This is a genomic window from Flavobacteriaceae bacterium GSB9, assembly GCA_022749295.1.
Lineage (GTDB): Bacteria > Bacteroidota > Bacteroidia > Flavobacteriales > Flavobacteriaceae > Flavisericum.
In genome coordinates this window covers 2,700,799-2,715,118 of the sequence record CP062007.1, presented here as the reverse complement: position 1 = coordinate 2,715,118, position 14,320 = coordinate 2,700,799, and the positions used below count along the sequence as shown (strand labels likewise).

Genomic DNA, 14,320 nt, shown 5'->3' with positions numbered 1-14,320 from the left:
TCGTCATTCCGACCAAGGTGAAGGAATCTTTCAAAATCAAGTTACTGACTATGAGATTGCTTCGAAATAAGATTTCTCGCAATGACACTATTTAATTACTTATAGGCCGCCTCGACAACAAAAAATCAGTACAATTTGTTCTAATGCAATTCGTCAATTCGAATGAATTTTTCGATTGCAATGAGAAAAATTTTTATCGAGAATTAGAATTTTGATGACCAAAGAGTTCTCGATACAATTTTTCGTTCCTCAAAATCACTCGAACTGACGCTACAACCAAATTTTATGTTCAGAACACTTAGGAATAAGGCTTATTCGGTATCACCACAGACTAGCTTTCCTCCTCATAATCGGGGTACAAAAAGTGATTGTACGGAAAGCGTGTTACATGAATTTGCCTTACTTCATCATAAACCCGTTTTTTGAAGTCCTCTAAATTCTGCTTATTTAACGCCGAAATGAACAAAGCATTATCTCCTATTTTATTCATCCAGGTTTTTTTCCATTCAGCGAGAGTATAATGCCTTTCGGTGCGTTCGGTTTCTAAATCTTCTTCCTCATAAGGCTCAGGTTCATAGGCATCAATTTTATTAAACACCATAATGATAGGTTTGTCGCTACTATCAATTTCACCCAAAATTTTGTTCACAGAATCAATATGCTCTTCAAAATTAGGATGCGAAATATCAACGACATGTAATAACAAATCGGCTTCGCGCACTTCATCGAGCGTACTTTTAAAACTCTCTACCAATTGCGTGGGCAACTTTCTAATGAAGCCAACCGTATCACTCAACAAAAAGGGTAAATTTTGAATCACCACTTTGCGCACCGTAGTATCTAAGGTAGCGAACAGTTTGTTTTCGGCAAACACCTCACTTTTACTAATTGTATTCATCAAAGTCGATTTTCCCACATTAGTATATCCTACAAGCGCTACACGTACCATTTTACCTCGGTTACCGCGCTGTACCGCCATTTGTTTGTCGATGGTTTCAATACGTTTTTTAAGCAGGGCTATTTTGTCACGCACAATACGTCTGTCAGTTTCTATTTCGGTTTCCCCAGGACCACGCATACCAATACCCCCTTTTTGGCGTTCAAGGTGGGTCCACATACCTCGAAGTCTAGGCAATAAATATTCGCATTGCGCCAATTCTACTTGGGTACGGGCATAACTGGTTTGTGCGCGTTGGGCAAAAATATCCAATATCAAGTTCGTTCTGTCCAACACTTTTACGTTCAGTATTTTACTGATATTACGTTCTTGTGCTGCCGATAGTTCATCATCAAAAATAGCGGTGTCGATATCGTTTTCTTTTATAAATTGACGAACCTCCTCCATTTTACCAGAGCCGATAAAGGTTTTAGGGTTGGGCATATCCATTTTTTGCGTAAACCGCTTAATGGCATCACCACCAGCTGTGTATGTTAAAAACTCCAGCTCATCCAAATACTCTTTTAATTTGTCTTCGTCCTGTTCTTTGGTTACAATTCCTATTAAAACCGCCTTTTCTAAACCCATAAATCTCTTTTCTAATAATGCTACAAAGTTACATAATTCACAGCATTTTAATTTTAATATTTTAAAACCTATTTTTGGCTCATGAATATTGATTTTAAAGACATTCCTGTTCGGGACGATTTGCAAACCATTGGGTTTTATAATCTTGAAAACCTGTTTGATTTTAAAGATAATCCTCAGACGAATGATAATGATTTCCTACCGACTTCCAAAAAACGATGGACACCAAAACGCTACGACAATAAACTGCGGAAACTGAGTTTTGCCATTTCGAATATTGGAAGACAAGAAACCGGAAAGCACCCAGCCATTGTAGGCTTAGCTGAAGTTGAAAATGCCAAGGTGATTGAAGATTTATTGAACGCAAAACACCTGGAAGATTATAATTACAGTTATGTACACTATAATTCGCCCGACGAGCGCGGTATCGATACGGCGTTAATTTATGACGCCGATGTATTTCAGCTTTTATATTCTGAAACCTTTAGCGTTCCTTTGGTTGACAACGATGGCGAACCCGACTACACCCGCGATATTTTGTTGGTTTCGGGTTTGCTGGATGGCGAAAAAATACACGTAATTGTTAACCATTGGTCGTCCAGACGAGAAGGTGCCAAAGAAACTGAATTTAAACGTTTTGCCGCTGCCGATAAGGTTATTGAAATTATTAACCGATTGAAATCAGAAGAACATGATGCCAAAATAGTGATTATTGGCGATTTTAATGACGACCCCTCAAGTAATAGCATTAAACATATGGTTAACAGCCACGGTCTGTACAACCCCATGGAAATTTTACACACCTATACCAGAGGAACGACCAGCCATAATTTTAAATGGAATTTATTTGACCAAATTATCTTTACAACCAACTTTTTTGAAGCAACACCTGATACTTTGAGCTTCGATAAAGCTGATATTTTCGATATCCAATTTTTAAAACTTTTTAAAGGAAAATATAAGGGCAAGCCATTTAGAACCTATGTTGGACCGAAATATCAGGGCGGTTATAGCGATCATTTTCCGGTATATGTGATTTTTAAGAAGTAAACATCATTCCTAGGAGCAACGATGTGACAATCTAAGGTTTAGAATTAAAACTATACAGATTCCCCACTGCGCTTGGAATGACAAGGAAAATCAAACCGCTTGCAACAATACAAAAGCTAGGCCTAAAATACCAATAGGCAAAAACCAAAGCAACCAAATACTATAATTCAGCTTTTTGTTTTTAAGCATTTTGGCATTTAAAACTTTGCGTTTTCTTCCGCCGTATTTCATCCAGTTTTTAAAATGAATAAAAATCACAACCAATACAAAAAGTGTCCATGCTTTGGTGGCCGACATTGTACTAACATGCATACTTCTAAAAAAACCTGCAAAAAAAACACCTAAAGCCAGAAGCAAGCTGCATTGTAAAAATGTAATGTAAATTACAGCAATACTGTTGGCCTTTTTGTTTTTCTTGGTTTTATAATGTTGAAAAACATGATAAAAAAGGGCGTCGAAAGTAGTCATTCTGTTTTTTTGGCAAATATATTCTTTTAGAAACTCATTCTACATAATCCACGCTAATTTCATCTAACTCATAAACGCCATCAAAATTATCGAGTCCGCTGCCCGTATATTTAAAGGCAATATAAATTGTGCCCGTCGCACACGATAGATCTACCGTACCCGAGTTAAACCATTCAGCAAAACTATCGGTGTCCTTCACCACATAGGCATCCGATAGCACGCCCCAAGTGGCTGAAGTTATCGTAGCCTCATCGCCATCCCAATCTTGTGAATACAGAACCTCCAAGTAACTACTATCGGCCAAACTATTTGAAGTTTTAAACCGAACCGTTACCCCTTGATGAGCATCCAAATCGATAGCAGGCGTAATGAGCCAACCAATATTACTGACGTCGCCAGAACTGGCCGATTTAAACCGGGCCGAACGCCCCAAAGACGCATTAGACGAGCTTGAGGAATAGCCTTCCCAAGCCTCGGTGCCCGCCTCAATATAGTTCGCCCAGCCTTCAATTTCAATGGGTCTGTTGTTTCTTTGGGGTTCAAAATCTTCATACAATAAATTTCCTGTACCTAAGGCTGAAGCCATACCGCAACTTAACTCCATCGGGTCACATCGTTGTGTATCTTCAAAAGTGATATCGGCCGAACTATTCAAAATCAACACATTAAAATCGTCACCAAAATCGCGACTGTAAATCCCAATTACACTACCTTTTCCTTGAGGCACAATCAACGATTTAAAATCGGCAAACGTACTGGTCTGCATCATAATGGGAATGCCCGAATCGCAGCTTTCCAACAAACGAAAGCCATCAAATTCATCAAACGATTCGCTGGCAAAAGTAGCCCCCATTTCAAAACGGTTTAGCTGCATGTTTTCCAGTTTTATAAGGGTGTTTTCATCCCACGCAGTCAACGATTCCAACTCTACTGTTTTTGGGATTATTTCAGCGATTTCGTTACTTCTTAAAATGATTTCTTTGTACTCGGCCGCCTGAATTTGTTTTACAGAGGCACCGTCGCCTTTACCAATGGTGAGCACACCATTTTCCTTACCAACGGTTAAACCACGCATGTTTATATATATTTTTTGTCCGAATTGATAGGTATCCGAAAGACTACCTACATTAATATCAATTCTAAAACCCAACCTCGGGTCGTTATCGGGGTTGCTATCGTCCGTTTTATTTTGAATGATGAGTTCCTCAAAAAAGTTACCTGACCTGTCGGAGGACACCACAAAGCCTTCAATATATAAATCGGTTTCATCATCAATCATGGCTGTACTGTTGCCATTATTTACGGCTTGCTCGTACACACTTTTTATAGCCTTAAACGTGGTGATTTGTTCTAGGGGTACTTCAGGTTCGGTGATTGAAATGTCGGGCGTGCTGAAATCATCGTCATTAACACAAGATGACAAAAGAAACAGTAGTGCGAAAATTGTTAAAAATGATTTTACTTTTTTCATCGTTTAATTTTTATTCTTTTTAGAGTTCGGAGTTCTTTTTTCAAATGCCAATTATCGGCTAAAACCTAAAGTTCAAATTCAAAAAATAGGTCGTACCTCGTCCATACCAATATTTTGGTCCGAAAACGGGCGTGGCCAAAGCTTTATCGTCACGTAATTCCCGGTAATTCGCATTTCTACCCTGCTCGAAACCTCCAGTTTTATAAACGGCATCTAAAAGATTGTTGATACTAGCGAACAACCCCACGTAATATTTTCCGATTTTCCACGACTTTCCGCCCACGAGATTCACCACCATGTAGTCATCAAAACGCTCTTGCTTAAGTAGTTTTTTTGCTAAATCTTCGTCGTAATCGTTAAACACATTGCCATCAAAATCAGTATTGAAATTTGAAGAGCGCGTTAATGGGCTCACATCAACATAGGTATTACTAAAAAAATTGGCGGTAGCGCCAAACCACCAATAATCGGGATCACGGTATTCAAAGCCCACCGAATATGCATTTTGAGGCCCTGAAGCAAGTCGGTAATTTTTCAGGTTTGATTTACCAAAATCCTTAAAACCATCAACAAAACCAGCCGCTACCGATTCGTCATCTGGTTCTGTGGACAAGTATAAATTGGGATTATTACCATAACTAAATTGCCCAACGGCTGCTACCCCTTTCAACTTAATGGTTGGATTCACTTGGGCTTCAACACCCAACTCGGTGCCAAAATGTTTTTTATCGATACCTTGTAGAATTTCCTGAACAAACACTGCATTATCACCACCAATGCCATCGGCAAAATAAAATGATATTTCGCTGGCATCACTAATTTTTGTGTAATAGCCCGTGAGTTTAGCTTTTACTATGGGCGACCGAAAAATATAACTCAGATCGCCACCAATTATTTTTTCTTCTGAAATATTGGGAACGACATTGTGATTTTCACGAGAATTTGAAAACGTATTTTGAATAGTTGGTGGCCGCAACAAAAACCCCGTATTAAAATTAAAAACATGCTTGCCCGACAATTTGTAGGTCAACCCCATTTTTCCACCAAAGCCAGTAAAACTTAACTTTTCGCCTTTGCCAAAAGAATTGTCGGGAAAACCGCCATTTTGATAAAGTCCCTCGCGCTGGTACTGTGTATTTTTAAAACGTAATGCCGTATAAAAATCAATTTTTTTATAGGTGAATTGCGCCTGAGCAAAAGCACCGATGTCGTTAGCAAAAATGTTGTAGCGGTATTTAAATTTGTCGCCTTCGGAAACCAATCGGTTTGGGTTGCGCAAATCATTTTGGGCCTCATCAATTTTTGTGGCAAACCCATCAATATCTAGATAAGTTGAAGCCCCTAACAAATCGATTACCTCAGCAAAATTCTCAGATTTTAGGTTTTTGTAATTCACACCTGCATTTAAAATCATACGATTGTTGATTTTTTTTGTTAAAATAGCATTGACTGTTAAATGGTTATCGTCCACACGGTCTTCATAAAGAGCATATATCGCATTACCACCACGTTCGGCATTACTTATGTTGGCTTGATATATACTAGTCCAATCTATTTGCCCATTATTTTGAAATGCTTTTAGTGCCTTGTAAGCATATTGTAAGTTGTTTGGAAACTCACGTTCTGAATAACTAGGCAGTTTTTGGTAATAAGTTGGACTTGGGTTAGCGCCCCCACCTTGTGGAAACCCATCTACCAAATCGGTGCCGTTATAGTCCAATCGGCTGTTGCCAAGTTTTCCAAATTGATAAGCTACGTTGGTATTTAGTTCCGTCCCCTTATTCAATATCCAATAATGGTTCAGCATCATTATAGGCTCATTGATCTCCTTTACTCTTGAGTTTCGCTTTTCACCATTTTGCCAGCCCCAATATTCGTTATACTCAATCCCTTTTAAATCGAAAACTTCTTGGGTATTGGGTGACGATTTTCCACGCCGATTGGGTGTATAAATAGTCGTTACATTTAAACTGTGCTTGTCGTTAATTTTCTTTTCTGCGGAAGCAAAAAACGAATTCGCGTTGTACACCGTGGCATCCTGAAAACCTTCGTTGCCCCAACGCTTGCCCAGCGATACCATAAATGCCCAATTGTTTTTTAACATACCAGAAGCGTAGGTTGCCATAAGCCTATTGGCATAACTTCTGTTGGAAGACGAATAGGTAATACGCCCGCCCGGTCGCGCCTGCGATGCACTTACGTTAATATTTGTAGTACCAAGAATACCACCAAAGGTATAGTTTGACGGTGTTAAACCTAACGATAACTCCTGATTTCTCAACACATCGTTTATACCGCCCCAATTGCTCCATTGTGGCCTACCATTATAAGTTTTGTTCATTTCAATACCGTTGATTAAAATCGTACCGTTTTTAGAGTCTAGACCACGAAGCCTAAAAAAAGACGAACTAAACTCGAAAGCTGCCGTGCGCTGGAACACATCGAGCGATGAGGCCAAAAGACCGGAAATATTATCGGCTGCACTCGTATCGTCATTAAGTTCATCGTCCGACAAAGTAATGGTAAACAAATCGGCTGCATGGGCCGTGTTTCGCTCTAAAACCATATCCGAAATATTAACTGTTTGGCCTGCATTCACCACAATAGGATAGCGATTGGTTAAATATCCTGTTTTGGAAATTTTTAAAATCTGCTCGCCCAATGGTACATTTTCTTTAAATTCAAATTCACCTGAAATATTAGTTAAAACGAATTGTTTGGTTTCTTCTATGGTTACGGTAACATCTTCAATAGGAGTGTTTGAATACGCATCAACCACACTACCTTTAATGTGGCTTTGCTGAGCATAGACAGCTAGCGAAAATAGGCTGAACAGAAATAAGAGCAACGCTTTTTTTATATATAATTTACGACACAAAAAGAAAAATAAATTTACATTTACAGTAGAAATTTACGACATTTATAATAAATATATAAATTTGGCTTGGGTTTTGTGTTTAAAAAAGTATACCGCTACCATTATGAGTGTATTTAAAATCTATCTCTTCATTGCCATATTCAGTTTGAGTTTTCATGTTGAAGCCCAAAAAAAGACCTATAAAATTCACACGGTTGCTTTTTATAATCTTGAAAATTTGTTCGACACCATTAACGACCCCAAAAAGTTTGACGAGTATAGCCCCATAATGGAGCTAAAAACCAATAAACAAAATGCTTACGAGCAAAAAATACGAAACATGGCCAAGGTGATTTCTGACATAGGCAAAGATGTTTCCAATAATTCGCCCAGTATAATTGGAGTTTGTGAAGTTGAAAACAAAACCGTTTTAGAAGATTTAGTAAACGATTCTCTATTAATCGATAAAGATTATGGCATTATTCATTTTGATGCGCCTGATGTGCGGGGTATTGATGTGGCATTGTTGTATCAAAAAAAGGCCTTTACTCCAATAAGCTCAAGTAGACATGAATTAAAAATTTTTGACGACCAAAATCAAAAACGGATTTACACCAGAGACCAACTGTTAGTAAGTGGTAAACTTGAAAACGATCTGATACACGTTATTGTAAACCATTGGCCATCCAGACGTGGTGGTGAAGCCCGAAGCGAACCTAAACGTATAGCTGCTGCAAAATTGAACAAATATTTAATAGACTCGTTACACGTTATAGACCCCTATGCCAAAATTATAACCATGGGTGATCTAAACGACAACCCAAACAATAAAAGCGTAAAAAAAATTTTAAAAGCGAAAAACAAACAAGAAAAAGTTCCCTTAAAGGGTATTTACAACCCCTATATGGACTTTTACAACGATGGTTTAGGCACAACAGCCTATCGCGACAATTGGAGCTTGTTTGACCAAATTATGGTTACCAAACCATTTCTGGAAAAAGACTTTACATCATTTAGATTATATAAAGCCAGCATATTCAATAAAAATTACTTAATTCAAGATAGCGGTACTTACAAAGGCTATCCGCACCGAAGTTGGAGCAATAGCGGTTTTAGCAACGGTTTTAGTGACCATTTTCCGGTATATATCTATTTGATTAGAACGGCTTCTGAAGATTAAAACAAAAGACCTATTAAATTCTAAATAACTTAATAGCCCTGTTGGTTTATAATTGTTTCAAATTGTGTTTTATGCAAACCATGTATTCCAAGGAATTCTTGACAAAAAAAGAACCAGTGCGATGCTGTAAAATATGGCAATAGTTTTTAATTTAACCTTTGAAGTCAGTTTCTTTTTATGTTTGGAATAGCCTATGGTTATTAATGCAACGGCTATAATATTTATGAGGGGGTGTTCAACTAAATAGAGCCTATTTGTTGCATCTTTCATAACTTCACCCATGCCCAATTCGCTAAAAAGTTGCAATCTTGGTGACACAAAATAAAGCACCAAACCAATAAGCAATTGAATATGGGAAACAATTAGTGTAAATAATGATTTTCTAAAATCGTTGGCTTCGTATTCTTTATCTCCAAAAGTTTTAATTATGGCATTGAAGGTGGCAATTACCAAAACCAATAATACTAAATATGCCCAATAAGAATGCAGTGATTTTACAACGTCGTACATGAATTTTTAATTTTATTTGTTGTTACAAATGTAGCAATTTAAAACATAAAAAAACCGCTTCACTTTGAAACGGTTTTTAAATCTTTTCATTCCACTAAACCACTGTTAATTCCACTTATTTTCGGCATCATCACCTCCCCAAATTAGAGTGGCTATGTACGGATTATCAATAAAAGGATTTCTATTGCCCTGTGCAGCATAAATAACATTATTTCGTTGCGCTTCGAATGGAGAAACAGGATCTTCGATGTTCCACTTTAAAAATAAATCTAGACTACCTACTTTTGTGAAAGTTTCCCCATAGCGAATGTTTAAGTATAAAACCATTCTTGCCACATCCCCTTTCCACTCGTCTCCCGGGTACCAGGTTTCTCCAATTAATTGATACGCCCCACTTCCGTCGGCAAAGGGATAATTAAGCCTATCGCTATTAACAGAGGCATCGCAAGCTCGCAAGTGGTGCAAATCGGTTACGGCATTTTCAGCAGTTAATAACGACTGCGGATAAATATGCTCTGTGTTAAAAGTTTGTGGCGAATATGAGTTTGTTCCAGAGGTGTACTCTTTCCAGTATCGGCTTTCACCAGAGTACATTAAAATTACGTTATCACTATTGCTTAAATCGGCATCGGCGTTGTACAAATAGTTGTGCCTTTGACCATACGACAATATTGTAGTGTGTTTGGTTACAGTAAGATTTTCTACTTCTTCAAAAGTTAAATCACTATCTTCTGAAAAAATCACCCCTTCATAGTAACCTTGTAGTTCAACGGGAATGTTAAAACTAGCTGCTCGAATAACTGTTACCGTAACCGTTGCCGTGGAGCAAGACGGTTCTGGTGTATCGTCATCACAAATCGTATAGGTGAATGTATCTTCACCCAAAAAATCCGTTTGAGGCGTATAGCTTATAGAGCCATCAAAATTTAATATTACTGTTCCTAAGGATAACGAGCTATCAACGGAAGCTATTTCTGGATCGTCGATAAGAACATCATTTTCAAGAAGATTTGTTATTGTTTTAGTACTATTGAAAAGAGCCATAATGGCATCGTTTTCAGCAGTAGGATTTCCTTCATCGGTTACTGTAATGGTTACCGTTGCCGTTGAGCAATCGGGCTCGTCATCACGATCGCAAAGGGTGTATATAAAGGAATCTTTGCCAACAAAACCTGCTGGCGGCGTGTAAGCATAGGAGCCATCTCGGTTGTCTTCAACGGTTCCACCTTGAACAGTTGTTGCATCAAACGATGTTATTCTTGCATTGTCTACTACCGTATCGTTGTCAAGCAAACCTTGAATGTCGACCTCCTCATCTTCTATTGTTGTTGCTGTATCGTCAACAGCAACGGGAAGTTGATTGGGCTCTGGTTCGGGAGTTGGCGTATCATCATTGCTAGAACTACTGCAGGCCATGAAAATTGTTAGTAAAATATATATTGATAGTTTCTTCATAAAAATTCTTGTTAAAAAAACCCCTTACCCATAAACAAGGCAAGAGGTTATGTTCTATTTAAGGGTCTTTGCTTACTGGTATATCCAAACGCCACCCTCTTTTATAACACTCTTAGTCTCATTGGTTGTAGAGCCATTATAAATAATATATGTAAGCACATACTTTTGACCTTCTTCTGCAGTTGGATTTATATTATCCAATAATGCATTAAAGGCTTCCAATAACATATCATCAGACCAATAATTTGAACTTCCTGATCTTCTATCAAAACTTCCAAAGAATCCTACGTTATCTGCTGGACCTGGGTATTTATCGATAAATGTATCTGAAATAAAAGTTACATCTGCACTAGACAAAGTATACTTTATTGTATTATCTGGCACCCAAGTTGTTCCGTCGTGTCCAAACTGAATCGTTTCTTCTGCAACATTATCATAGGGCATAAAAACCTCTCCATCGAAAATATAAGCTGCAGTATAACTTTCTGTTACGCCTCCTCCTACATACAACTCATACATAGACAACACTATATCGCCAGCATTTTTAGGGTTATACTTGTAAACATCTAGAAGCGCAATTGGAATTTTCTGATTGGCTTCGTCTTCACTTGAAAAGTTAGGAAACCCTTCGCCCATAGCTTCGTATTGGTCTTCGGTAAAACCTGTAAATTTTATCCATTCACCGTCTTCGTAAGCAAAACCATCTGTTAGCGTACTTTCTGATCCGTTATAAAAACGATATCGCAATGACACAAAATCACCCTCTTCAGCATCAGGGTAAGTAGCATTTAAATACTCATATACATGACCATTTTCATCGAAGTTACCATAGGTATTACCAGTAATTGCATTATGCTCTTCATCAGATAGTTCGTAAACTTCAGCCTCATAGGTTTCAACTGGATTATACCATTTAAAAGTCACCAAAGCTGATGAACCTTGCCCCCAAACAGGATATAAATCTGACAATAGCCCAGGTATCATTTCTTTAGCATCGTCTACAGAATTAAAATTACCAAAATTTAAATCCAGTTCGTCATAATCTTCGTCTGTTAATTCATAAACAACATCTCCTACAACAGGAGTGTCTTTCGCATCAATTTCATCATAAATATCATCTAAAGGATTGCACCCAACCAATGTGGTGGTTCCTATAATTAATAAGTAAAAAATTATTCTTTTCATTTTCAATGTTTTTAAAAGTTAAGTTTTGCACCAACACTAAAGGTTCTTCCGAAACCATAGTAAACCAAAGCTGTATCGGCAGTTGAACCAGTAGCATCTTGAGCGTCAGAAATGTATTCAGTATCGAATACATTATTCATTCGTGCAGTTAGACTGGCATCAAAAGGCCCAAATTTAAACCCATGAGTCATTGCTACATCAAAGAGTCCATAATCTGGCATTTTCCAAGTTTGCATTGGGTCTGTAGCCAAAATAGCATCAACTTCCTCTGGAGTTAGATTTGGTGACAACCCTCTATCACTAGGGTCAAAATCCGCATATAAATCGGCATAATAGTTATAATCAACTATTAATTTTGTGTCTGTCGAAAACTTGTAGTTTAACCCCAATGCCGCAGTGGTTTGGGCAGCATCAGCTACCTTCAAACCAGCAATGTGTAAGTTTACAGGAGAATCATTTATTTCATTTTGATCTTCATCAAAAATTCTCACGTCTCGTACGTTGTTATCCCACGTCCAATCTCCTAAAGAAACCATTCCTGTAACATCTAATTTATTAGTTGGTCTATAAACAAAATCTAACTCAATACCTTGATGAATTGCGTTAACCCCAAGAATGTTTGCAGCCGCTCTCGTTCCGTCAGGCTGTTGAAACGAAGCAATTTCAGTTCTATCATTCCATCTTGTGTGATAAAGGTTTAGGTTGGCAGACAATTTTTCTCCTCTGTAACCATAACCTAATTCAAAACTAGATATTTTTTGGTTTTCGGCATCGGCGTTAATGTTATCATTGGAGAAGTTTAAGAAAACAGCATCAAAACCTGGTGCTTTTTCAAAATACCCAAGGTTTGCGAATACATTATGGTTTCCGTCAATTCTATAGTTAGCTCCACCTTTTGCACTAAACCCAAAGAAGTTATAACGATCTGTTTCTTGTAATGGGTCACTATCTAAATAGTTAAAATAATCAATTCTTTTGTAAGATGTGTTAGATGCTGCTAATGATATAAACGTGTTGAAGTTTTCGTTTACATCATATTCTAACTGACCAAAAGCTCCTAACCATCCAACTAAACCGTCGTTGTAATAATCTCTTTTGTCACCAACTTGTAGTGCTGCATTTGGGTTGTTAACGTTACCATCATCTAAAGCGTACTGAGCACCTAATAGATCTGTTACTTCAGAAAAATGTATCCCTTTGTAGTTTCTATAATCTAATCCTGCCAACAACACTAAATCATCAGAAAGATTGGTCTTTAATGTAGAAAGAACACCGTACCAGTTGTGATCATTTCTTGAAGCTCTTAAATAGGTTTCTGCTCCGTTTGCTCCGGCAGCCACATTTTCATCTACTATTTTATCAAAATCTATAGGGCCAAAATTTCCTATTCTGTAATCGCCCTGACCTGTAGTAGCGTCAAAACCAAATTTATAGTCTCCAGCGGTTCCACCACCACCACCAGATCCGAAAGATGCATATGCAGAGGTGTTTATAGAGGTATTATCGTTTAAATCCCAATAATGGTTTAAAGACATTTGGGGTTTGTTATAAAAGTTGTCTTCTTGATGAGTAACCTGACCGTTTTTATACCCCCAATCGGCGTTAAACTTTCTTCCGCTTTCAGCAAGCCTATATGTTTCAATTAATTGCATGTTTTGCCTTTGGCCATGACGTTGTTTCGCTCCAAAAGCAGAAAATGATAATGTATGCGCCTCATTAATTTCTTTAGAAATATTCACAAAGTAAGATAGGCCGGTAAACTCAGTACCATCAACATAACCATCGCCATCTGTTTTAGCTGCAGAAACTGTTGCGGCAAAACCATTATCCATCAAACCTGTAGAGTATGTTAACCCATATTTTTTATAACCGTCGTTACCCAAGGTTGTATACACGTTACCTCCTTCTTCAGCATCAGTAGTTTTTGTTATAATGTTTATGGTCCCACCTATAGACGGAACAGCAATCTTAGCAGCACCCAAACCTCTTTGAACCTGCATTGTTGAAGTAACATCTCCTAGTCCTGCCCAGTTAGACCAGTATACTCTACCATTTTCCATATCGTTTACAGGAATACCGTTAATCATAACAGCCACATTTTCAGAATTAAACCCTCTAAGATTAATTCTACCGTCTCCATAACCACCACCTGCTTTTGTTGCATAAACACCCGGTGTTGATTTTAAAATTTCAGGAAACTCTTGAGTTCCTAATTTTAACTCAATCTCTTGTGCCTTAACTGTTGATACCGCTACCGGGGTCTTTCTATCAACAGCTACAGAGGCAATAATTTGAACTTCATCTAAGCCCACTTGGCTCGACTCTAATACTGTGTTACCTAAGTTAAGGTCGCCGGAAAAAGAAATTGTTTTTGAATTGTAACCTATAAATGTAATTACAATCTCTCCCGATGAAGATTGGGTTGTAAGTTTAAAGTTACCATCAAAATCGGTGGTTACACCGTTAGAGGTGCCTTTCTCGATAACATTAGCACCAGGAAGCGGAATGTTTGTCCCTGCTTCCAAAATAGTACCAGACACGGTACTTTGCGCCATTAAAACTGTAGAAAACAATAACACTACAGCGTACATTAAAAAATGCGTAGTTCTTTTCATAATT

Annotated in this window: 10 protein-coding genes; 2 read left to right on the top strand and 8 right to left on the bottom strand. The window is 37.8% G+C overall.

Features of this window, described 5'->3' with window-relative positions; genetic code table 11:
* Nucleotides 1-331: 331 nt before the first annotated feature.
* Nucleotides 332-1,525, bottom strand: a complete 1,194-nt coding sequence (gene hflX, locus GSB9_02383; GenBank protein UKM65812.1) for a GTPase HflX — start codon at nucleotides 1,523-1,525, stop codon at nucleotides 332-334.
* A gap of 81 nt (nucleotides 1,526-1,606) precedes the next feature.
* Here hflX and GSB9_02382 point away from each other — a divergent pair, with 81 nt between their 5' ends.
* A complete protein-coding gene (locus GSB9_02382) occupies nucleotides 1,607-2,575 on the top strand; it encodes an endonuclease (GenBank protein ID UKM65811.1) in 969 nt (322 codons plus the stop codon).
* Nucleotides 2,576-2,665: 90 nt separating this feature from the next.
* On the opposite strand, the gene GSB9_02381 is transcribed toward GSB9_02382, so the two are convergent.
* From GSB9_02381 to GSB9_02379, 3 genes are read right to left on the bottom strand one after another with little or no spacing between them, the layout of a single operon-like run.
* Nucleotides 2,666-3,043 carry a hypothetical protein gene (locus GSB9_02381; protein ID UKM65810.1) on the bottom strand — a complete coding sequence of 126 codons (378 nt, stop codon included), beginning with the start codon at nucleotides 3,041-3,043 and terminating at the stop codon, nucleotides 2,666-2,668.
* A 34-nt stretch (nucleotides 3,044-3,077) separates the two neighbouring features.
* Nucleotides 3,078-4,514, bottom strand: coding sequence for a DUF5689 domain-containing protein (locus GSB9_02380; GenBank protein UKM65809.1), 1,437 nt, complete (start codon nucleotides 4,512-4,514; stop codon nucleotides 3,078-3,080).
* Between the two features lie 58 nt (nucleotides 4,515-4,572).
* On the bottom strand, nucleotides 4,573-7,362 hold the full coding sequence (locus tag GSB9_02379) for a TonB-dependent receptor (protein UKM65808.1): 2,790 nt from the start codon (nucleotides 7,360-7,362) through the stop codon (nucleotides 4,573-4,575).
* A 133-nt stretch (nucleotides 7,363-7,495) separates the two neighbouring features.
* On the opposite strand from GSB9_02379, the gene GSB9_02378 reads away from it, so the two are divergent.
* The gene (locus GSB9_02378; GenBank protein UKM65807.2) at nucleotides 7,496-8,551 is read left to right on the top strand and encodes an endonuclease/exonuclease/phosphatase family protein; all 1,056 of its coding nucleotides are present in this window, start codon (nucleotides 7,496-7,498) and stop codon (nucleotides 8,549-8,551) included.
* 69 nt (nucleotides 8,552-8,620) lie between these two features.
* On the opposite strand, the gene GSB9_02377 is transcribed toward GSB9_02378, so the two are convergent.
* The 4 genes from GSB9_02377 to GSB9_02374 all read right to left on the bottom strand — a co-directional run bounded on the left by GSB9_02377 (nucleotide 8,621) and on the right by GSB9_02374 (nucleotide 14,316).
* Entirely contained in the window at nucleotides 8,621-9,061 is a 441-nt protein-coding gene (locus GSB9_02377) for a hypothetical protein (GenBank protein UKM65806.1), read from the bottom strand.
* Between the two features lie 105 nt (nucleotides 9,062-9,166).
* Nucleotides 9,167-10,516, bottom strand: a complete 1,350-nt coding sequence (locus GSB9_02376) for an endonuclease (GenBank protein ID UKM65805.2) — start codon at nucleotides 10,514-10,516, stop codon at nucleotides 9,167-9,169.
* Nucleotides 10,517-10,588: 72 nt separating this feature from the next.
* Nucleotides 10,589-11,701: a hypothetical protein gene (locus GSB9_02375; protein UKM65804.1), complete on the bottom strand. Its 1,113-nt coding sequence runs from the start codon at nucleotides 11,699-11,701 to the stop codon at nucleotides 10,589-10,591.
* Between the two features lie 11 nt (nucleotides 11,702-11,712).
* A complete protein-coding gene (locus GSB9_02374; GenBank protein UKM65803.1) occupies nucleotides 11,713-14,316 on the bottom strand; it encodes a TonB-dependent receptor in 2,604 nt (867 codons plus the stop codon).
* Between the last annotated feature and the right edge of the window lie 4 nt (nucleotides 14,317-14,320).

Excerpts from the sequence above, each read along its gene's own strand:
- GSB9_02374 (UKM65803.1), bottom strand. The coding sequence starts at position 14,316 with ATGAAAAGAACTACGCATTTTTTAATGTACGCTGTAGTGTTATTGTTT.
- GSB9_02380 (UKM65809.1), bottom strand. The coding sequence starts at position 4,514 with ATGAAAAAAGTAAAATCATTTTTAACAATTTTCGCACTACTGTTTCTT.
- GSB9_02375 (UKM65804.1), bottom strand. The coding sequence starts at position 11,701 with ATGAAAAGAATAATTTTTTACTTATTAATTATAGGAACCACCACATTG.
- GSB9_02378 (UKM65807.2), top strand. The coding sequence starts at position 7,496 with ATGAGTGTATTTAAAATCTATCTCTTCATTGCCATATTCAGTTTGAGT.
- GSB9_02377 (UKM65806.1), bottom strand. The coding sequence starts at position 9,061 with ATGTACGACGTTGTAAAATCACTGCATTCTTATTGGGCATATTTAGTA.
- GSB9_02376 (UKM65805.2), bottom strand. The coding sequence starts at position 10,516 with ATGAAGAAACTATCAATATATATTTTACTAACAATTTTCATGGCCTGC.
- hflX (UKM65812.1), bottom strand. The coding sequence starts at position 1,525 with ATGGGTTTAGAAAAGGCGGTTTTAATAGGAATTGTAACCAAAGAACAG.
- GSB9_02382 (UKM65811.1), top strand. The coding sequence starts at position 1,607 with ATGAATATTGATTTTAAAGACATTCCTGTTCGGGACGATTTGCAAACC.
- GSB9_02381 (UKM65810.1), bottom strand. The coding sequence starts at position 3,043 with ATGACTACTTTCGACGCCCTTTTTTATCATGTTTTTCAACATTATAAA.